At 59.5% G+C, this 18,478-nt stretch carries 22 protein-coding genes, 2 tRNA genes and 1 pseudogene; 11 read left to right on the top strand and 14 right to left on the bottom strand.

Annotated features, from left to right (window positions below):
- Nucleotides 1–71: 71 nt before the first annotated feature.
- Entirely contained in the window at nt 72–1,271 is a 1,200-nt protein-coding gene (locus TQ98_RS16905; protein WP_082073291.1) for an MFS transporter, read from the top strand.
- Nucleotides 1,272–1,293: 22 nt separating this feature from the next.
- Nucleotides 1,294–2,220: a LysR family transcriptional regulator gene (locus TQ98_RS16910; protein WP_044874627.1), complete on the top strand. Its 927-nt coding sequence runs from the start codon at nt 1,294–1,296 to the stop codon at nt 2,218–2,220.
- A 479-nt stretch (nt 2,221–2,699) separates the two neighbouring features.
- Here the strand turns inward: TQ98_RS16910 and TQ98_RS16920 are convergent, their stop codons facing one another.
- Entirely contained in the window at nt 2,700–3,674 is a 975-nt protein-coding gene (locus tag TQ98_RS16920; RefSeq protein ID WP_146036024.1) for a PD-(D/E)XK nuclease family protein, read from the bottom strand.
- A gap of 71 nt (nt 3,675–3,745) precedes the next feature.
- Entirely contained in the window at nt 3,746–4,138 is a 393-nt protein-coding gene (locus TQ98_RS16925; protein ID WP_044874625.1) for a hypothetical protein, read from the bottom strand.
- A gap of 355 nt (nt 4,139–4,493) precedes the next feature.
- On the opposite strand from TQ98_RS16925, the gene TQ98_RS16930 reads away from it, so the two are divergent.
- On the top strand, nt 4,494–5,159 hold the full coding sequence (locus TQ98_RS16930; RefSeq protein ID WP_052659241.1) for a hypothetical protein: 666 nt from the start codon (nt 4,494–4,496) through the stop codon (nt 5,157–5,159).
- Nucleotides 5,141–5,737, top strand: a pseudogene (locus tag TQ98_RS16935) (tyrosine-type recombinase/integrase); the annotation flags it as partial. The gene TQ98_RS16930 and the pseudogene TQ98_RS16935, both read left to right, overlap by 19 nt.
- Nucleotides 5,738–5,808: 71 nt before the next feature.
- Here TQ98_RS16935 and TQ98_RS16940 read toward each other — a convergent pair.
- The 9 genes from TQ98_RS16940 to thrS form a co-directional block, all read right to left on the bottom strand.
- A tRNA-Pro gene (locus tag TQ98_RS16940) sits at nt 5,809–5,885 on the bottom strand.
- Between the two features lie 85 nt (nt 5,886–5,970).
- A complete protein-coding gene (locus TQ98_RS16945; protein WP_044874624.1) occupies nt 5,971–6,327 on the bottom strand; it encodes a MerR family transcriptional regulator in 357 nt (118 codons plus the stop codon).
- The gene (ihfA, locus tag TQ98_RS16950) at nt 6,308–6,610 is read right to left on the bottom strand and encodes an integration host factor subunit alpha (protein ID WP_044874623.1); all 303 of its coding nucleotides are present in this window, start codon (nt 6,608–6,610) and stop codon (nt 6,308–6,310) included. The genes TQ98_RS16945 and ihfA overlap by 20 nt, the downstream gene beginning before the upstream one ends.
- Nucleotides 6,611–6,613: 3 nt before the next feature.
- Nucleotides 6,614–8,992: a phenylalanine--tRNA ligase subunit beta gene (gene pheT, locus TQ98_RS16955; protein WP_044874622.1), complete on the bottom strand. Its 2,379-nt coding sequence runs from the start codon at nt 8,990–8,992 to the stop codon at nt 6,614–6,616.
- Nucleotides 8,993–9,029: 37 nt separating this feature from the next.
- Nucleotides 9,030–10,046, bottom strand: coding sequence for a phenylalanine--tRNA ligase subunit alpha (pheS, locus tag TQ98_RS16960; protein ID WP_044874621.1), 1,017 nt, complete (start codon nt 10,044–10,046; stop codon nt 9,030–9,032).
- Between the two features lie 94 nt (nt 10,047–10,140).
- Nucleotides 10,141–10,497 carry a 50S ribosomal protein L20 gene (gene rplT, locus TQ98_RS16965; RefSeq protein ID WP_044874620.1) on the bottom strand — a complete coding sequence of 119 codons (357 nt, stop codon included), beginning with the start codon at nt 10,495–10,497 and terminating at the stop codon, nt 10,141–10,143.
- Between the two features lie 28 nt (nt 10,498–10,525).
- Nucleotides 10,526–10,720, bottom strand: a complete 195-nt coding sequence (gene rpmI / locus TQ98_RS16970; RefSeq protein ID WP_044874619.1) for a 50S ribosomal protein L35 — start codon at nt 10,718–10,720, stop codon at nt 10,526–10,528.
- Nucleotides 10,721–10,781: 61 nt separating this feature from the next.
- Nucleotides 10,782–11,333 carry a translation initiation factor IF-3 gene (infC, locus tag TQ98_RS16975; protein ID WP_177410221.1) on the bottom strand — a complete coding sequence of 184 codons (552 nt, stop codon included), beginning with the start codon at nt 11,331–11,333 and terminating at the stop codon, nt 10,782–10,784.
- Nucleotides 11,333–13,255: a threonine--tRNA ligase gene (thrS, locus tag TQ98_RS16980; protein ID WP_044874617.1), complete on the bottom strand. Its 1,923-nt coding sequence runs from the start codon at nt 13,253–13,255 to the stop codon at nt 11,333–11,335. The genes infC and thrS overlap by 1 nt, the downstream gene beginning before the upstream one ends.
- A gap of 156 nt (nt 13,256–13,411) precedes the next feature.
- On the opposite strand from thrS, the gene TQ98_RS27660 reads away from it, so the two are divergent.
- From TQ98_RS27660 to TQ98_RS16995, 4 genes are all read left to right on the top strand, one after another.
- Nucleotides 13,412–13,621 carry a hypothetical protein gene (locus TQ98_RS27660; protein WP_146036025.1) on the top strand — a complete coding sequence of 70 codons (210 nt, stop codon included), beginning with the start codon at nt 13,412–13,414 and terminating at the stop codon, nt 13,619–13,621.
- 429 nt (nt 13,622–14,050) lie between these two features.
- Nucleotides 14,051–14,296: a hypothetical protein gene (locus tag TQ98_RS16985; RefSeq protein ID WP_044874616.1), complete on the top strand. Its 246-nt coding sequence runs from the start codon at nt 14,051–14,053 to the stop codon at nt 14,294–14,296.
- 46 nt (nt 14,297–14,342) lie between these two features.
- On the top strand, nt 14,343–14,681 hold the full coding sequence (locus TQ98_RS16990) for a hypothetical protein (protein ID WP_044874615.1): 339 nt from the start codon (nt 14,343–14,345) through the stop codon (nt 14,679–14,681).
- 124 nt (nt 14,682–14,805) lie between these two features.
- A complete protein-coding gene (locus TQ98_RS16995; protein ID WP_044874614.1) occupies nt 14,806–15,132 on the top strand; it encodes a hypothetical protein in 327 nt (108 codons plus the stop codon).
- 40 nt (nt 15,133–15,172) lie between these two features.
- Here TQ98_RS16995 and TQ98_RS17000 read toward each other — a convergent pair whose 3' ends face one another.
- On the bottom strand, nt 15,173–15,415 hold the full coding sequence (locus TQ98_RS17000) for a hypothetical protein (protein ID WP_044874613.1): 243 nt from the start codon (nt 15,413–15,415) through the stop codon (nt 15,173–15,175).
- A gap of 483 nt (nt 15,416–15,898) precedes the next feature.
- Between TQ98_RS17000 and TQ98_RS17005 the strand changes: the two genes are divergently transcribed.
- The gene (locus TQ98_RS17005; RefSeq protein WP_044874612.1) at nt 15,899–16,108 is read left to right on the top strand and encodes a cold-shock protein; all 210 of its coding nucleotides are present in this window, start codon (nt 15,899–15,901) and stop codon (nt 16,106–16,108) included.
- 153 nt (nt 16,109–16,261) lie between these two features.
- Complete coding sequence (locus tag TQ98_RS17010) at nt 16,262–16,507, top strand: hypothetical protein (protein WP_044874611.1); 246 nt, start codon at nt 16,262–16,264, stop codon at nt 16,505–16,507.
- 1,190 nt (nt 16,508–17,697) lie between these two features.
- Here the strand turns inward: TQ98_RS17010 and TQ98_RS17020 are convergent.
- Nucleotides 17,698–17,979 carry a hypothetical protein gene (locus TQ98_RS17020; RefSeq protein ID WP_044874609.1) on the bottom strand — a complete coding sequence of 94 codons (282 nt, stop codon included), beginning with the start codon at nt 17,977–17,979 and terminating at the stop codon, nt 17,698–17,700.
- A 110-nt stretch (nt 17,980–18,089) separates the two neighbouring features.
- Between TQ98_RS17020 and TQ98_RS17025 the strand changes: the two genes are divergently transcribed.
- Complete coding sequence (locus TQ98_RS17025) at nt 18,090–18,290, top strand: hypothetical protein (RefSeq protein WP_044874608.1); 201 nt, start codon at nt 18,090–18,092, stop codon at nt 18,288–18,290.
- A gap of 91 nt (nt 18,291–18,381) precedes the next feature.
- On the opposite strand, the gene TQ98_RS17030 is transcribed toward TQ98_RS17025, so the two are convergent.
- Nucleotides 18,382–18,458: transfer RNA gene (locus TQ98_RS17030), tRNA-Val, on the bottom strand.
- Nucleotides 18,459–18,478 lie beyond the last annotated feature (20 nt).

The following is an 18,478-nucleotide window of genomic DNA, read 5'->3' on the forward strand; positions in this document are numbered from 1 at the left end:
CCCCGGCTCGGGGCGGCATCCCTCAGTTCTTCCACCCACGCGACTCCCATGGAGCGCAAGCGAGCCTGAGCATGCACACACCCAACCAATCCCCCATCTACCTCATAGCGCTGGGAGCCTTCGCTCTTGGCATGGCCTCCTACGTCACCGCTGGCCTGATCCCGATGATCGAGGCCTCGTTCGCGGTGTCCGTGGCGGTGGCCGCCCAACTTGTCACCGCCTTTACCCTGGCCTACGGCCTGGGCTCGCCGGTCTTCGTTGCTCTGACCCCGGCACATCACCAGCGCACCGGCCTGCTGCTGGCCCTGGGCCTGTTCGTGATCGCCAACGCGGCCAGCGCGCTGGCCGAGAGCTTCACCACGCTGATGGTTTGGCGCGCCATCGCCGGAATCGGCGCCGGCGTCTACCTGGCCATGGGCATCGGTGCCTCGGCCGCGGTCTCCACGCCGGAGCGCCGCGGCAAGGCCATCGCCATCATCATGGGCGGCATGGCCAGCGGCGTGGTACTGGGCGTGCCGCTCAGCCTGCTGGTCGCCGAGCAGATGGGCTGGCAAGCCGCCCTGTGGCTGGTCACCGTGCTCGGCCTGGTGGCGTTCTTCGGCCTGCTGCTGAAGCTCCCGACGCTGCCGGCAGCCACCGCCAGCTCGCTGGGGCAGAAGCTGGCCATCCTCGGCGACGGTCATGTGCTGGTCATCCTGCTGGTGTCCCTGCTGGCCGCCATCGCCAGCCTCGGCATGTACACCTTTATCGCCCCGCTGCTGGCCGACCCGGCCTATGGCGCGGTGCGCTCGGTCACGCCCTACCTCTGGGTCTGGGGCATCGGCGGCGTGCTGGGTAGCTTCCTGATCGGCCCCCTGGTGGACCGCATCAAGGGCCCGGTCCTGACCTTCGCCATCATGGTGATCCTCGCCGTTTCGCTGTTCGTGCTGCCGCTGTCCGCCGCGCTCGGTACCTGGCTGGTGATGCTGCCCATAGCCGTGTGGGGAGCCGTCGGCTGGGCCCTGCAGGTGCCGCAGAACAACGAACTGATCCTGGCGCGCCAAGCCCAGGGCGACGGCAACCTGGCCATCGCGCTGAACGAGTCGGCGCTCTACCTTGGCAGCGCCATCGGCGCCGCCGCCGGCGGTTTCGTGCTGCTGTTGCAGATGCCCACCTGGACCCTGGCCGCCTGCGCGGGCGGTGTGGCCGTCCTGGGCGCCCTGCTGCAGATTGTTAACCTGCGTCGCCCACGCAACTGGACCTGCGACGTGCAGGCCGAGCCCTACAACTGAATCACCCAAGGGAGGAAGGGCCGTGGAACTGCGCCACCTTCGCTGTTTCATCGCCGTCGCAGAGGAACTGCACTTTGCGCGTGCGGCCGCGCGTCTGCACATCGAACAGTCGCCCCTCTCCAGGATCATCAAGGAACTGGAGTACCGCCTGGGTGTACAGCTGTTCGAGCGCACGACGCGTCGCACGCGACTGACCTGGGCCGGCAAGGTTTTTCTGGAGGAAGCCCGCCGCGTACTCGCGGTGGTCGACCAGGCCAAGGCCAGCGTCAAGAGCGCCGCGGCCGGATACCGCGGGCGCATTCGCGTCGCATTGTCCGATGGCATCCCGCAGTCACGCCTGGCCGCCCTCCTCGCTCAGTGCCGCGAGGAAGAGCCGGAGGTCGAGATCTGTCTGTCGGAAGTCACCTTTACCGAACAGGTCAGAGGGCTGAACGACGACCTGTTCGATATCGGCCTGGCTCAGTCGGCCGAGGTCGGCGAGGGCCTGGTAGCCGAGCCAGTCTGGTTCGACCCGTTGGTGGTGGCGGTGCCCGCCCGCCATCCTTTGTTGACCTATCGCCACGTGCCGCTCGACGAGGTGGTCCGCTATCCCCTGGTGCTCTGTGATCCGCAAGTCTGCGAAGGCTTCTGGCAACAGCTGCGGCAAGTGTTGGGCACGGTGGATACGCGGCTGACGATCGCCGACCGCGTCCCCACGCTGGACCTGATGATGGCGCTGGTAGCGGCTGGCTATGGGCTGGGCTTTTCCAGCCTGGCGCGGATCACCGAACTCAACAATCCCGGTGTAGTGACCCGGCCACTGGCCGGCTGCCCTGCAATGCTGACCACCTACCTGATACGGCGCGAAGGCGAGCCGGCCGAGCAATTGGCGAGGTTTGTCGACCGGGTGAGTCCGGAAGAGAGCCGGGCATTGCTATCCGACCAGTCCCGAGCAGAAGCGATTGCATGACGATCAAAAGCATCGACAGGGGCAGATCTGAACAGTGATCAGAGCAGACACCCGGAGATGCTCTTCGAACACGAAGTAAAGATGAGAGCCCTCCATGGCCAAACGCGATATCTTTTCCGAACTGATCGAAGGCATTGACGACCTAGCCACAACAGGTGAACGCAATCAGACTTTGCGACCAAGAAGGTCGAGTACACGTCAATCAGACCCGTTAGAGTCGCGAAAGTCTGAAGATTGCAAATATCCCAGAACGCCTTTGCCCAAGCCTTTCATGCCACGCCAGTGCCCCTGAAGCAGCGGGAACAAGACCGCTTACAGCCCAACAACCATGCTCCTGTCCTGATTCGCCGCTTGGGCAGCCATCTTGAGTCCAATCACGAATTTGCCCTATGACATGCTCCTCACTCTGTCTGCGGAGCAGTACCAGTGACATGAGGTCTTGGAGCATGTAGCGATCTGGTCGTATCAATGACGGGAATCTAGACCGCTTCTTTTCTTCTCCGCTCAGTCTCCTCCCGTGCCTCAGCAATCGAACCGTATGCTCCTGAAAGCAGCGTATCGATCGCGCACCAGAACCGACTGGTTGGATAGATGTTGCCATTGACCAGTGGCTTAGCGGGCTGAATTGCAGGACCGAGCTTGTAGACAACGAACGCTTCCGCAGAACCCTTTGACCAAAGTGGGTTGATCATAGATGGGCTACTGACTCGCTCATAGCTTTCAACGTGATGGACCGACCGGAGACGGCCGCCATATCTAAAGGCAATGTAGTTTGGCGCCTCGATCGGCCACCCTTTCTCTCCTACGGGGTGGTAGTAATAACCATCAGTCTCGACTACATCACGATAGGTATGTGGATGGTCTGCCCGAATTCGCTTGGGCGACAGAACGACCATATACACCTGATTGCTCAACACACGCTTCATCGGCGAGTACTCCTTGTAATGCTCGACCAGCTCGCGCAACCAAAGCTTCTCTTCATGGCTAGAAGCCTTGGCCCGGGCCTGAACAGCCAATTTGCGTAGGTCATCCCAAGAAAGGTGAGGCACAGACTCCTGATGCGCTTTAGGGAGCATCCGAGCTGCGTTGATTTGCGAGGCGAAGCTGACAGAGAGAATGCATTTGAACTGAACGTCGCTTCGAAGGCGAGCTTGATACTTGGAAAGCTGTCCTTTGCCAGCCACAGAGGACCATCGCTTCGCTTCGATGATCAGGTGGAAATTTTCCCCCACTATCTCGACGTCAGTGAAGCCACCATTCTTTTCATGGCGCTGTAGGTCAATCTGGACCTGCCGAACTGCGACACCCTTGCCGAACACTCGCTGAAGCAATGCATTAAGAAAAGCAGGGCTCTGTTCCAGAACCCAACCGAGTGCATACGTACCACTGTTTTCATCTGCTCCAAGCAATCGAAATACGCTGGAGGCTTGGGAGCCATAAACGCTTAGAGCCACGGACCGATACTCCTGTTGTCAGCCGGTGTAACACGTTCTTCAGCTGATTCTTGGCTTACGACACCAATTGATCATGTCCTGGAGAGCACCAGCACGCCACCGTCGTAGCTAACCTGTTTGTAGTCTCTTAACTGAGTGAGCACTGCTACACCGCCAGCGCTCATGGCAATAGCAATTGCAGTCGCCATTACGGCTGGCCCCAATGTGAACGCGGGGACTGCAGCAGCCCCGAGTGATGCGATTCCAGCAGTCACTGAAGACTTGGTGTTATCTGATTTGGCAGCCAACAAGGCCGCCGTCACTGCAACACCAATGCAGCCGAACGCAATTACCCACGCCACCTTGCCTGTGGCCCTGATCTTGAAGGTTTTTTTAGCCAGATCACCCTCAACCTCGATGTAGTCGGCTCCTGCCCTGATTGCCTCAGCAAGCTCTTCTTCCGTTTTCGCTTTAGCGCGCGCCATCAGTTCTTTCCTTCGCTCGTGATCGCAGTTTGATATCGCTTTGTATCGGTATCCGCAACCCAATTCAATCCCACCATCATCCGCGAATCGCATCAACGATTGAGCACCGCTCTGCCTGGAGAAAATCCATGCTCAACCTGACTGATAGACGCGAATACACTGCTGTCAAATGAGCGAGCACTAGCCGGGGCGGCCGTGCATATGACCTGACGGCAGCCACCAGCGACCACAACTCCTGCACCCGCGCTTACGGATTGTGCGAATGAATCATCACCTCTTGGTGTTCAACTCCTTCGCATGCTGGCAATCCGCCTGATCGTCTCGTTAAAGTGCATGCTTTAACAACCGATCAGGGATGACCACGTTGATCCTTCCAGAAGCAACCCGTGCTGCGCTAGAACGAGCACTCAAGAAGTTCGACAGAGAGTTCCGCAACAGCCAGGAGTGGGCAGGGTGGGAAGACAACCAGGCCCATCGCTATGCCATCAAGTGGGAAGGCGGTCTCTACCCCGCCAAGAAAGTAATTTCCCTCGCTACCGATACTCCAGTTGGGTACTTCTCCGGCGGCATTCAAACGAACCGGTACCTCGAAGCTCGCGGTTTCGAGATTGTCCGCCTTCAGCGAGAAGGGCAAGCGCCCTCCCCCTATGAAATCAGCTTTGAAATTGGCGATATCTACGATCGCCGGACTGATATTCACGGCCCGTTTGGTGGCAGCCGGCAAAGCGGCGTTTCGCCATCTGCACAAGCGCCAGCGGTCTTCCTGTTCACGGGAGAAAGCGGTGAGCAGTTTGGGTACAAGGACCACTACGACGACTTCGGCGTCTACCACTACACGGGCGAGGGGCAAATCGGCGACATGCAACTCACCGGGGGAAACAAAGCCATCCTGAATCACGCCCAGGACGGGCGCTCCCTCCACCTGTTCAAGTCGCTAGGCAAGAAGGCCGGCAAAAGCCAAGGCCAACAGTACTTGGGCGAGTTCGTTTGCGCGGACCATGCCTGGCCCTTTACAAGGTGAACAGTGGCTCGCGCGAACAAGAAGTTGTGAAGCTGCGCTGGGACTGGGAGATACCGGTTCCAGAGCTCAAGACCAGCGTCTTCCTCATACCGGCCGATTTTGGTGGCAGACATGAGAGTTCGGGGGTCAAGAACGGCGACGAGCGTTTGGTGGTGCTGAACAACGTGGCGAAATCCGTCATCGAGGGACAGCGTGGCCTGGACCCAGTTTGGGTGTTCCCTTACGGGATGCCTGACCAGAACGGCAAGGCGATGCCGGTACACCGAATGAACGACTCGGCCTGGAAGAAAGCCAGGGTGAGGGCGGCAAAGAAATTTCAGGAACAGTTTCTGCGCCCTGCTCCACCCGGATTCGCTTCGATCCGCATCCACGACCTGAAGCACACGTTCGGCCGCAGGCTTCGGGCGGCCGGGGTAACGGAGGAGGATCGGAGGGCTCTCTTGGGGCACAAGAACGGCAGCATCACCAGTCATTACTCGGCGGCAGAGCTGGGAAAACTGATCGATGAAGCCAACAAGATATCGGCTACCGACTCCCGCGGGCCGGTGCTGACGATACTGAGGAGGAAGGCAGGATGAAGAGTCCCGCAAAAGTCCCTGAAACGAAAAAGGCCAGTCGTTTCCGAACTGGCCTAAGTCGTTGAAGAATATGGTCGGGACGGAGTGATTCGAACACTCGACCCCTTGCACCCCATGCAAGTGCGCTACCAGGCTGCGCTACGCCCCGACGTTTGTTGCTCGTTCCGCGTTGTTGGAACGGAGCGAACTATACTTTAAGCTTTTGAATTGTGGAAGGTTTTTTTCAAAAAAAATTACTTCCGCAATACCAGGAGGACGTCCTCGAGCTCGGCAATCATCTGGCGGATGAGCTGCTTGTACTGCGTGGTGTCTTCCTTGGCTTCGTCCCCGGAGAGGCGCTGGCGCGCCCCGCCGATGGTGAAGCCCTGATCGTATAACAGCGCCCGGATCTGCCGAATCATCAGCACATCCTGACGCTGGTAGTAGCGCCGGTTCCCGCGCCGCTTTACCGGGTTGAGCTGGGGGAATTCCTGCTCCCAGTAACGCAGCACGTGGGGCTTGACTGCGCAGAGCTCGCTGACCTCACCAATGGTGAAGTAACGCTTGCCTGGAATGGGCGGTAACTCGTCGTTATGACTCGGTTCCAGCATAAGCTTCGACCCTGGCTTTGAGTTTCTGCCCTGGACGGAAAGTGACTACACGGCGAGCCGTGATCGGGATTTCCTCTCCTGTCTTCGGGTTCCGGCCAGGCCGCTGACGCTTGTCGCGCAGATCGAAGTTGCCGAAGCCCGACAACTTCACCTGTTCGTTATGCTCCAGCGCCTGACGGATTTCCTCGAAAAACAGCTCCACCAGTTCCTTGGCTTCCCGTTTATTCAGGCCAAGCTCTTCATAAAGACGTTCAGCCATCTCAGCTTTCGTCAGAGCCCCCATACGCTACTTCCTTAACGTGGCATTGAACCTGTCTTCTAGCGAGGTGACGATGTTTTGCGTCGTGGTATTCACCTCATCGTCAGTAAGAGTGCGCGATGGATGCTGCCAGGTCAAGCCGACGGCCAGGCTTTTTCTATGCGGATCAATGCCTTTACCGTGATACACGTCAAATAGCCTGAGGTCGGTCAGCCACTCGCCGGCGGCCTCGCGGATGGTGGCGAGGACGGATTCGGCAGGGACTTCGCGGTCCACCAGCAAGGCCAGGTCACGACGCACTTCAGGGAAGCGCGACAGCTCGCTGAAGCTCGGCAGTTTGCCTTGCATCACTTCGGCCAGTACCAGTTCGAACAGGTAAACCGGCTGATCCAGGTCCAGGGCCTTGGCCAGCTCCGGGTGCAGTGCACCGAGGAAGCCCACCAGGCGCCCTTCCCTTTCAATGCGGGCGGTCTGGCCCGGATGCAGGGCAGGATGCTCGCCCGGCACGAAGCTGAACGCTCCCAGGTCGCCGGCTGCGCCGAGGACGGCTTCGACGTCGGCCTTGGCGTCGTAGAAGTCGACGGCATCACGGCCATGGGCCCAGCCTTCCGGCAGACGGGAACCACAGAGCACGCCAGCCAGCATCGGCTCCTGCTTCAGGCCTTCGAGCTGGCCAACGAAACGCAGGCCGCTTTCGAACAGGCGCACACGGGACTGCTGACGATTCAGGTTGTGCTGCAGGGCGCTGACCAGCCCCGGCCACAGCGAAGAACGCATGGCAGCCATGTCGGCGGAGATGGGGTTGGCCAGCATCAGCGGCTTCACGCCCGGGTTGAACAGTTCGAATAGCTTGGGATCGATGAAGCTGTAGGTAATGGCTTCATGGTAACCACGAGCCACCAGCAGGCGACGCAGGGCCGGCAGCTGGACGCTGGCTTCGGAACGCGCGGTCGGCGCCAGGCGGGCTTGCGGGTAGCGAACCGGCAGGCGGTTGTAGCCATAGAGGCGGCCCAGCTCTTCGATCAGGTCCACTTCCAGGCTGATGTCGAAGCGATGGCTCGGCACTTCAACGCGCCACTGACCAGCACCTTCGGCAGTGACTTTCAGATCCAGCGCAGTGAGCAGACGCTCGACTTCAGCGGCGTCCATTTCCATGCCCAGCATCTGGGCGATGCGCTCGGCACGCAGGGTGACCGGAGCCACTTGCGGCAGATGGTCCTGGCTGGCTGCTTCGATGATCGGGCCGGCTTCGCCGCCAACGATTTCCAGCAGCAGGCCGGTGGCACGCTCCATGGCTTCGCGAGCCAGTTGGAAGTCCACGCCACGCTCGAAGCGGTGCGACGAATCGGTGTGCAGGCCGTAGGAGCGGGCCTTGCCAGCAACGGCGATGGTGTCGAAGAAAGCCGCTTCGAGGAACAGGTCGCGGGTCTTGCCGCTCACGCCACTGTGCTCGCCACCCATCACGCCGGCGATGGCCAGGGCGCGATTGTGGTCGGCGATGACCAGGGTGTCGGAACGCAGGGTGACTTCCTGGCCGTCGAGCAGGACGAGCTTCTCGCCCTCCTCCGCCATGCGCACGCGGACGCCGCCGTTGATTTCGGCGAGGTCGAAGGCGTGCATCGGCTGGCCGAGCTCGAGCATCACGTAGTTGGTGATGTCGACGGCGGCATCGATGGAGCGCACTTCGGAGCGGCGCAGGCGCTCGACCATCCACAGCGGGGTCGGACGGGACAGGTCGACGTTGCGGATCACGCGACCGAGGTAGCGCGGGCAGGCAGCCGGGGCGGAGACTTCCACCGGGCGCACTTCGTCGTGGGCCGGCGCGACAGCGGCAACCTGGGGACGAGTGACCGGCGCGGCGTAGAGCGCACCCACTTCACGGGCGAGACCGGACATGCTCAGGCAGTCGCCGCGGTTCGGGGTCAGGCCCAGCTCGATGATGACGTCATCCAGGCCGAGGTAGGCGCGAATGTCCTGGCCCACCGGCGCGTCGGCTGCCAGTTCCATCAGGCCGTCGTGGTCGTCACTGATCTGCAGCTCGGAAGCCGAGCAGAGCATGCCGTTGGACTCGACGCCACGCAGCTTGGCTTTCTTGATCTTGAAGTCGCCCGGCAGCTCGGCGCCGATCATGGCGAAGGGGATCTTCAGGCCGGGGCGCACATTGGGAGCGCCGCACACGACCTGGTGGGTCTCGCTGCCATTGGTCACCTGGCAGACGCGCAGCTTGTCGGCGTCCGGGTGTTGTTCGGTGCTCAGCACCTCGCCCACCACCACACCGCTGAAGGCACCCGCTACCGGGGTGACGCTGTCGACTTCGAGGCCGGCCATGGACAGACGAGCGACGAGCTCATCACGGGAAACCTGCGGGCTGACCCAGCTCCGCAGCCATTGTTCACTGAATTTCATCCTGCTCTCCTGGGGGATTCGTTTCTGACGTTACGACCTAGCGGAATTGCGCGAGGAAGCGCAGGTCGTTGTCGAAGAACAGGCGCAAGTCGTTGACGCCATAGCGCAGCATGGCCAAGCGTTCTACGCCCATCCCGAAGGCGAAGCCCTGGTATTTCTCCGGATCGATGCCGGACATGCGCAGCACGTTCGGGTGCACCATGCCGCAGCCCATCACTTCCAGCCAGCCGGTCTGCTTGCACACACGGCAGCCTTTGCCGGAGCACATCACGCACTGCATGTCGACTTCGGCGGACGGTTCGGTGAAGGGGAAGAACGAGGGGCGGAAACGGACGCCAAGGTCCTTCTCGAAGAAGACGCGGAGGAACTCTTCGATGGTGCCCTTGAGGTCGGCGAAGCTGACGCCTTCATCCACCAGCAGGCCTTCGACCTGGTGGAACATCGGCGAGTGGGTGATATCCGAGTCGCAGCGGTAGACGCGGCCGGGGCAGACGATGCGAATCGGCGGCTGCTGGGACTCCATGGTGCGCACCTGCACAGGCGAGGTGTGGGTACGCAGCAACATGTTCGCGTTGAAGTAGAAGGTGTCATGCATTGCCCGGGCCGGGTGGTGGCCGGGAATGTTGAGCGCTTCGAAGTTGTGGTAGTCGTCTTCGACCTCGGGGCCTTCGGCGATGCCGTAACCGATGCGGGTGAAGAACTGCTCGACGCGCTCCAGGGTGCGGGTAACGGGATGCAAGCCACCAGAGGCCTGGCCACGACCCGGCAGAGTCACGTCGATGCGCTCGGCCGCGAGCTTGGCGGTCAGTGCTGCCTGCTCAAGCGAATCCTTGCGGGTGTTCAAGGCTTCCTGAACGCGCTCCTTGGCGGCGTTGATCAGGGCGCCGACCTTGGGGCGCTCCTCTGCCGGCAGGTCGCCCAGGGTCTTCATTACCTGGGTCAGTTCGCCTTTCTTGCCAAGGTAGTGAACGCGAATCTGCTCCAGGGCATTCACGTCTTCGGTTTGTTGCACGGCCTCAAGCGCTTGCGAGACCAGCGCATCCAGATTTTCCATTTACTGACTCCAGATACGAAATAGGGGAAGGGCGCAAGGCCCTTCCCCTATCGGTGACGTTCAGCACCGGGCGAACCCGGTGATTGTCGGGGACTTAAGCCAGAACGGCCTTAGCTTTCTCGACAATCGCAGCAAACGCCGCTTTTTCGTTCACTGCCAGGTCGGCCAGAACCTTACGGTCGATCTCGATAGCCGCTTTTTTCAGGCCAGCGATCAGACGGCTGTAGGACAGACCGTTCTGACGAGCACCAGCGTTGATACGAGCGATCCACAGAGCGCGGAACTGACGCTTGCGCTGACGGCGGTCACGGTAGGCGTATTGGCCAGCCTTGATTACCGCCTGCTTGGCAACGCGGAACACGCGCGAACGCGCGCCGTAGTAGCCTTTGGCGAGTTTCAGAATTTTCTTGTGACGGGCACGAGCGATGACGCCACGCTTAACACGAGCCATGAGTAGTTTCCTCTAGAATCTTGACCGATTAACGAACGCGCAGCATGCGCTCTACTTTGCGAACGTCAGACGGATGCACCAGGATGCAGCCGCGCAGCTGACGCTTACGCTTGGTAGTCATTTTGGTCAGGATGTGGCTCTTGAAAGCGTGCTTGTGCTTGAAGCCGGAAGCGGTCTTCTTGAAGCGCTTCGCAGCACCGCTCTTGGTTTTCATTTTTGGCATGTTCGGATACTCCGCATTCAATCAATACATATAACCACAAGGCCTGCCAGTGCCCTGGAGGTTACTTTCGCTTTTTGGGAGCGATGACCATCATCAGCTGGCGTCCTTCCAGCTTAGGATGCTGTTCTACGGTACCGTATTCGGCGAGGTCGGCTTCGACCCGCTTCAACAGCTCCATACCCAGCTCCTGGTGGGCCATCTCACGGCCGCGGAATCGCAGGGATACCTTGGCCTTGTCCCCATCACTAAGGAAACGTACCAGGTTGCGTAGTTTTACCTGGTAATCCCCTTCTTCCGTCCCTGGACGAAACTTGATTTCTTTGATCTGCGCTTGCTTCTGGTTCTTCTTCGCAACGGCGGCCTGCTTCTTCTTCTCGAAGAGGTGCTTGCCGTAATCCATGATCCGGCAAACAGGCGGCACCGCATCGGCAGAGATCTCTACCAGATCCAGCTTTGCTTCTTCAGCAGCGCGAAGCGCTTCTTCAATCGAGACGACGCCAATCTGTTGGCCGTCAGCACCAATCAACCGCACCTCACGAGCCGAGATATTCTCGTTGATCGGGGCCTTCGGTTGAGTCCGCTTATCCTGTCTCATTTCACGCTTAATAATGATTACTCCAATTCTTGGCGACCACGCCGGGAAACCGCTTGTGCGAGCATCTCAGAGAAGCTTTCGAAGGGCATGGAACCCAGGTCGACACCCTCGCGGGTGCGCACAGCAACGGATCGAGTCTCAACCTCCCGGTCTCCAATAACCAAGAGATAGGGAACCTTGAGCAAAGTATGCTCGCGGATTTTAAAGCCGATTTTTTCGTTTCTCAAGTCGGACTTGGCACGGAAACCGCTTTCGTTTAGCGCTTTTTCCACCTCGAGGGCGAAATCGGCCTGCTTGTCGGTGATGTTCATGATCACCGCCTGGGTCGGCGCCAGCCAGGCCGGGAACAGACCGGCATAGTGCTCGATCAGCATGCCGATGAAACGCTCGAAGGAACCGAGGATCGCGCGGTGCAGCATGACCGGGCGAGTACGGCTGTTATCTTCGGCGATATAGCTGGCATCCAGTCGCTCCGGCAGGTTCGGGTCGTACTGCAGGGTGCCGCACTGCCAGTTACGGCCGAGGCAGTCCTTCAGGGTGAACTCGATCTTCGGACCGTAGAACGCGCCCTCGCCCGGCTGGTATTCCCAGGCCAGACCAGACTCGTTCAGGGCATCGGCCAGGGCGCCTTCAGCGCGATCCCACAGCTCGTCGGAACCTACGCGTTTGGCCGGACGAGTGGACAGCTTCATGGAGATGTCGGCGAAGCCGAAGTCCTTGTAGACCTGCAAGGTCAGCTTGATGAAGTCAGCCGCTTCCTTCTTGACCTGTTCTTCGGTGCAGAAGATGTGGGCGTCGTCCTGGGTAAAGCCGCGTACGCGCATGATGCCGTGCAGAGCGCCGGACGGCTCGTTACGGTGGCAGGCACCGAATTCAGCCAGACGCAGCGGCAGGTCGCGGTAGGACTTCAGACCCTGGTTGAAAATCTGCACGTGGCACGGGCAGTTCATCGGCTTGACCGCGTAGTCGCGACTTTCCGACGAAGTGGTGAACATGTTCTCGGCGTAGTTGGACCAGTGACCCGAACGCTCCCAGAGGATCCGGTCGACGACCTGAGGAGTACGCACCTCTACATAGCCGTTGTCGCGCTGAACCTTGCGCATGTACTGCTCGAGCACCTGGTAAACAGTCCAGCCGGCCGGATGCCAGAACACCATGCCCGGCGCTTCTTCCTGAAGGTGGAACAGATCCAGCTGCTTGCCGATGCGGCGGTGGTCACGCTTCTCGGCCTCTTCGATGCGCTGGACGTAGGCAGCCAGTTGCTTCTTGTCACCCCAGGCAGTGCCGTAGATGCGCTGCAGCTGCTCGTTCTTCGAGTCGCCGCGCCAGTAGGCACCGGAAATCTTGGTCAGCTTGAACGCCTTGAGGAAACGGGTATTGGGCACGTGCGGGCCACGGCACATGTCGACGTATTCTTCATGGAAGTACAGGCCCATAGCGGTTTCGTCGGGCATGTCGTCGATCAGGCGCAGCTTGTATTCCTCGCCACGAGCCTTGAACACGTCGATGACCTCGGCACGAGGCGTCATCTTCTTGATGACGTCGTAGTCCTTGTCGATCAACTCGGCCATGCGCTTTTCGATGGCAGCCATGTCTTCAGGCGTGAAGGGTCGCTCGAAGGCGATGTCATAGTAGAAGCCTTCGTCGATGACCGGACCGATCACCATCTTGGCGGTCGGATAGAGCTGCTTGACGGCGTGCCCAACCAGGTGCGCGCAGGAGTGACGGATGATTTCCAGCCCCTCTTCGTCCTTCGGCGTGATGATCTGCAGGGTCGCGTCGGTTTCGATCAGATCGCAGGCATCCACCTGCTTACCGTTGACCTTACCGGCCAGGGTTGCCTTGGCCAGGCCCGCGCCGATGGACTGAGCCACCTCGAGCACGGATACGGGTTTATCGAACGTACGCTGACTGCCGTCGGGAAGAGTAATGATGGGCATGGCGCCTCCTCTCCTAGTGGTGACCTCTACCAAAGGCCACATGGGTTGGGATGAGCCAGTACGCGATCCGGTGGTGTGCCCGCCATACGGTGGCAGGAGCCTTGCGGCCAACCAGAGCCGAACCAGAGTCACTGGAGGTAATGAAGAGCGGCATGCTTGCAGAAAGCCATGGCCCCGACAAGCATCCAACAAGAAAGGGTCACCAAGGTGACCCTTTCTTATTTAATTCGGCAACACATCATGGCTTTGGCCGATGGCCATCCTGCAAAGGGGTCGCCTGATGCGTCTAACCTGTTGGCACCAAAGAAAAAAGCAAATTTCAGTGGCGCCAAGAAAGCGCACACTCTAGCACAAAAGAATCAATGACTTGGCGCTGCGCTTAGCCATGTCTGTGAAAATTTGGGACCCAGCCCATGCCCGCCGCGTGATATTGGATTCGCGCGCCACCTCGCGAACCGACGACAGCGAAACACGCCCCGACGGCTGGAGAAAAGGGACCAGCACGGGCCCTTTTTCGAGGGCACAACCTCCGTGCCAGCCAACGCTCGTCGGATTGAGCTCTTTCAGCATGGCCGCAAATAGCGAGCATTTGCGAACCATTCAGCTTTGAAAGCAGCCCGCCCGGCAGGTCCCCCAAACCACCACCGCAGAGCTGTTTCAAGCGCGCAACAAACGGCCCAATACCCCCGAAAAAGTAGGCCTCCGCCCTGCCCCTTCGTCAGATTTTCACTACACACAGCACTTGCGACCTCATAGTGGAATCTTGCAGCACGTCGAAACCTGCCGGAGGCCGCCATGCACAGACGAGACTTCCCGGGGCACGCCGTCTGGACCGAGACCCGTATCAACGGTGACCATGTGTTGGCATTTGTGGCGATTCAGCCACACGACAGCCAGACCGACCCCTCCCTTCATCAGGTCTACGACCGAACGTACTTCACGCGCCAGTCCGATGCGCTTGAAGCTGCGAAGGAAGCACTGAGCAAACTGCTGCACATTGATGAGCGAGGCCAGCCGGTCTTCAGTTCGGCGGATTGCTAGTCGCAGCGCTTCCGACAACCAACATCGGATCCCGAGGGATCCGGAGATGAGCACCGAGAGCGACAACCGAAGCATCGAGATTCTTTTCGAAGATGAGATGCCGGGCTATCGGTGCATTGTCTCCCGGCAGCTTGACGGCGCGATCAACCTCCAGTTCGAAAACGTCAACACCCGCACGGTAATCACCGTCCCGGCGCAAGACGCCACCCAGTGGGATTCGCCGCAGAAACTCCATGAGCTTTGCGCACAACTCTCGGCGGAGTTTCTACTGGTCAGCAATCAACAAGGGGCCAGACCAGCCAGCAAGACCAAAGCCTTGCTTGATCACACTCGAAACCTGGCTGACCGCATCTACCTCTGCCTCAAATCCCATGGACGCAAATAAGGCTGCCGCCCGGCGGGCTATTGAGCGCCACATCCATTAACTGGAGCGCGAGGCGCTATTCTGGAAGTGGCATAAAGCCTTCACTGGCTGTAGGCTGCCGCGCTCCACGGATCCAGGAGGCCTTATGAGCAGGAAAAAAATCGTCATCCGCACAGCACTGGCAACCAGCCTGTTCGCGCACGCGGGCGCATCGACGGCCTCAAACGGAAACATGGTGCCTGGCTCAGATCGCCATAACTTCAATATTTTCTGCGACGTTGCTGGCAAGCAAACGTTCACGGTTGCCAATAAAAAGGGACTCGGCAGCCTTCAGGTTGCCAGAAACATTTATGTGACCGAAGCAGATGATGGACGGAAGCTGATTACCTTCAAGCACGGCGTTACCGTCGCCAGTGAACCTGGTTCCTACACCGCAGCCGAAAACGAGAACTGCCGCTTCGTTGAGCGGTGATACGGCGACCGAGGCATTGCTCAAGGCTGCATGGCGCTGGTTAGCCACCGACCACCAATCGCAATCGGAATGGCGCTTGCTGCAGGCCAAGCGGATGAATGGCATACGCTGAGTAGGCACGGACGGCCGCTTGCTCAGCAAGGATCAACCGCTCGAACTCCACCATCTGGTCACCCGACCAAGGAACCGCAGTTTCTTCCAGGAACTCCACCATGGCGATGTGCGCGGCAGCTACGTTGAGCGAGAGCCGACGCAGCTCCGCCAAGTAAATCAGCTCGATCACGTAACGCTCCTGGTGCACCACAAAGCCAGATGCACCTGATTAGCAATAGCGCACGGAACGGGTTTTCGTCGGACCGTTAGACGAACTGCAATGAACTGAAGACAGCCGACCTGCCCCTGGCCTCGGATAATTTGCGAGGACGAGCAGAGGCTTCACGAGATTTTCACTTGCCCAGGCGCACAGTGAATCTCAGCTGAAGGATCAGCCCCATCCGACGATGTACGCGAAGCCCCGCCCTCCCCGTGCGGGGCTTTTCGTTTCTGAATGGCCGCGCAGCCGACTCCCAAATAGGCCCCAGGCGGCAGGAAGGACGATTTATCCAGGTGGACCCTGTATGCTGAATTCACTGCCTGCTCAGTCTTGCGGCACCGTCTTGATGTTCTGTCCTATCGATTTCCCATCTCCTCGGCACCCTCCACTTCGCATCCAGTCATGGCCAGGCCCTTGCCTGACCCGCATTCCTACACCCTGGAGATAGACATCATGGCAACTCGCCAAAACGGTACCGTAAAGTGGTTTAGCGCTGAGAAAGGATTCGGCTTCATTACCCCTGAAAATGGTCCGGACGTGTTCGTCCACTTCCGTCAGATCGAAGGCGGCGGCTATAAGTCCCTGGCCGAGGGGCAGCGCGTGAGCTTCCTCGTCACCAACGGCGCCAAAGGCCCTCAGGCTGAGCAGGTGCGCGCCGAGTAATGCCGCATCGCACCGAAAGCCTCGCCCATGCGGGGCTTTTTGTACCTGAGCCCGACGCATCAGTGACCCCCGGTCCGGTTTTTGAATTAAAGGGAGCTATTCGGTTTTGTCAGGGGGATAGTGAAATTTCACCCCCTAAACATTGAGAACGTCATGAAAAGACGAGAATTCCCAGGCTACGTGGCTTGGAGCACAGCCGAAGTATGCGGCGGGCGTGCGCTGGCATTCGTTGCGATTAGAAAGCACGGGCTGACATCCGAACCCCTCTATCATCTGGTCTGCGACCAGACGGCTTTCAAATTGCTATCCGATGCGGCATCTGCTGCCGAACTCGCGCTCAGCAAGATCTTGCGCATCGACCAATACGGCACGCCCGTCTTCAGCTCCCCGGAGTACTGAGCTCCACCAGGCCAATGCTGACTTCATGGGCGGAGCCATCGCGGTCCTGATGACCGAGGCATGGACTACGCCGTGAAGTGCTAAGCGCCCCCGGCTGCCGCGGCGCTCCGTGTCGCCGGGGCAGCGTTTTCAGGACGGTAAGGATGCCTACTCGCCAAGAAGCGAATCGCCGACTCCTTTCCGCCCTCATGGGCCTCGACGACAAAGCCTGCTCAGCCACCTTGGCAGAACTGGAGGGGCTGACTGGCGAAAACGGCTCCGCCGTTCAGTGAACAATCGACGGACGCTCCCGCAAGGTTCTGACCACGCCGTCGAGCGCGCCAGCAGCCCCATTAACCTGTTCGCCAGACCTACCCCTCGATCCAAGTCAATGCCCAGGGGCCGTCGATCGGCTCAATCTTCAACCACTCCTTTCCGCACTCTAAGCAGCGCATGCGGATACAACGCCTACCAATAGGTGCTCTCTCGACGCAGATCGCCAGTAGAATTCCGTATCCATGCCGACGGGTAGGATCCGGTTCAGCCACCATCGCCTCACAGCTAGCGCAGTTGCCCATCTTCACGCTCATTCTGAAGCGCGCCTGGTCATTCCGTACGGCTACCAGTGCCTGCGACCCAGCGTCATCCACACCGGCGGCATTGAATCGAGCAGCTCATCATCGCCCGCTTCGCTCGGTAGTGATTCATCGCCCCTCATGTCAGGAGGGACAGGAAAGCTCAGGTGGATCTTCTGGGAGTACGGATAGTGCTTCAGCAACCAACTCGCGTCCCGCCGGACGTCATTCGGCAAATTTGTGTCTCGGGCCAACCCAACCAGGAAATCCCACGTCTGGTAGACCGACTGAATACGCTGATCAGAGAGATTCATACACTGCCCCCTAATGTTCGATTTGGTGAAGTCCGTCCATAGGGATAAGAGCCTTGCGGAGCTCAATTTATTGATTCCGGGAAAACGCAAAAATCGTCGTTTGCAGACAGCTGCTGTAGCGATTTCAGCTGCATACCTGTAGTGGATCCACTACAAGTCGGAACCCCATTCAACGCGCCCGCCGTAGCCAGCGCCTGACATAGAGCGCGTCAGGCCTGACGGGCGCCGTCAAGCGCCATGACGCGGTACACGGTCCGGCATCTTTGCACAATGCGTTGGATGGGGTGGCGGATGCCCAGTCGTGGCATTGCAGGGTGGCTAGCTAGTCCTCGACTCCGGCAAAACCACATGCCTTGGAGAATGCAGCAACAAGGGCGGCATCGAGACTGCTTGCACTCACGGCACCGTTGAATTGCTCAATAAGGATGCTGCCATCCCGGTCATACACCCCAATGAACCACTGAATGTCGCCGAACGGGGTCTCCCTGACACGGACATCCACTTCTTTGCCGTTGGGAAATCGCTTGTTTATTCGCTTGCAAGGAAGGTCTTGCTCCAGCCACTCAAGGTAAGCGTTCGTCCTGACCGTCATCGATTCCCCCATTCGATCCCACCCCGGAATCCAGACCCTAGCCCACCTAATGCCATATCGCCACCACAGCAAAGGAATCCCGTGCGCCTGAAGAAATCCAATCCATGAAGGTCTAGTCCTCCATGCTCACCAGGCTGACCTTCACCGATGCCGATCTCCTCGATCCAATTTCCGTGCCCTTGGAAGACTTCGGCGACCGGACCGCCGCCCTGGAGCACAACCCTATGGGGCACGCTGACGAAGAGATGACGACCTACTACCAGGCCGGACACAAAGAGAAGGAGGTGGAGTTGAGGAGAGTTAAGGCGGGGCTCAGGCTCTGAGCTGGGCGGGGGAGGGCCAGAATTGCCCAAAACAAAAAGGGGCGACCCTTTCGGATCGCCCCTCTAAGCCCCGCGTGACGCGGGTTCGATTTGGTAGGCACAATTGGACTCGAACCAACGACCCCCACCATGTCAAGGTGGTGCTCTAACCAACTGAGCTATGTGCCTTCGATGGGTGCGCATTCTAC

Origin of the sequence: Pseudomonas sp. LFM046, from assembly GCF_000949385.2 — a bacterium.
GTDB lineage: Bacteria > Pseudomonadota > Gammaproteobacteria > Pseudomonadales > Pseudomonadaceae > Metapseudomonas.

What these genes read in the sequence shown, in the direction of transcription:
- TQ98_RS16905 (WP_082073291.1), top strand. Translation starts at nt 72, where the DNA reads ATGCACACACCCAACCAATCCCCCATCTACCTCATAGCGCTGGGAGCC.
- TQ98_RS16925 (WP_044874625.1), bottom strand. Translation starts at nt 4,138, where the DNA reads ATGGCGCGCGCTAAAGCGAAAACGGAAGAAGAGCTTGCTGAGGCAATC.
- TQ98_RS16930 (WP_052659241.1), top strand. Translation starts at nt 4,494, where the DNA reads ATGACCACGTTGATCCTTCCAGAAGCAACCCGTGCTGCGCTAGAACGA.
- TQ98_RS16945 (WP_044874624.1), bottom strand. Translation starts at nt 6,327, where the DNA reads ATGCTGGAACCGAGTCATAACGACGAGTTACCGCCCATTCCAGGCAAG.
- ihfA (WP_044874623.1), bottom strand. Translation starts at nt 6,610, where the DNA reads ATGGGGGCTCTGACGAAAGCTGAGATGGCTGAACGTCTTTATGAAGAG.
- pheT (WP_044874622.1), bottom strand. Translation starts at nt 8,992, where the DNA reads ATGAAATTCAGTGAACAATGGCTGCGGAGCTGGGTCAGCCCGCAGGTT.
- pheS (WP_044874621.1), bottom strand. Translation starts at nt 10,046, where the DNA reads ATGGAAAATCTGGATGCGCTGGTCTCGCAAGCGCTTGAGGCCGTGCAA.
- rplT (WP_044874620.1), bottom strand. Translation starts at nt 10,497, where the DNA reads ATGGCTCGTGTTAAGCGTGGCGTCATCGCTCGTGCCCGTCACAAGAAA.
- rpmI (WP_044874619.1), bottom strand. Translation starts at nt 10,720, where the DNA reads ATGCCAAAAATGAAAACCAAGAGCGGTGCTGCGAAGCGCTTCAAGAAG.
- thrS (WP_044874617.1), bottom strand. Translation starts at nt 13,255, where the DNA reads ATGCCCATCATTACTCTTCCCGACGGCAGTCAGCGTACGTTCGATAAA.
- TQ98_RS16985 (WP_044874616.1), top strand. Translation starts at nt 14,051, where the DNA reads ATGCACAGACGAGACTTCCCGGGGCACGCCGTCTGGACCGAGACCCGT.
- TQ98_RS16990 (WP_044874615.1), top strand. Translation starts at nt 14,343, where the DNA reads ATGAGCACCGAGAGCGACAACCGAAGCATCGAGATTCTTTTCGAAGAT.
- TQ98_RS16995 (WP_044874614.1), top strand. Translation starts at nt 14,806, where the DNA reads ATGAGCAGGAAAAAAATCGTCATCCGCACAGCACTGGCAACCAGCCTG.
- TQ98_RS17005 (WP_044874612.1), top strand. Translation starts at nt 15,899, where the DNA reads ATGGCAACTCGCCAAAACGGTACCGTAAAGTGGTTTAGCGCTGAGAAA.
- TQ98_RS17010 (WP_044874611.1), top strand. Translation starts at nt 16,262, where the DNA reads ATGAAAAGACGAGAATTCCCAGGCTACGTGGCTTGGAGCACAGCCGAA.
- TQ98_RS17020 (WP_044874609.1), bottom strand. Translation starts at nt 17,979, where the DNA reads ATGGGGGAATCGATGACGGTCAGGACGAACGCTTACCTTGAGTGGCTG.
- TQ98_RS17025 (WP_044874608.1), top strand. Translation starts at nt 18,090, where the DNA reads ATGCTCACCAGGCTGACCTTCACCGATGCCGATCTCCTCGATCCAATT.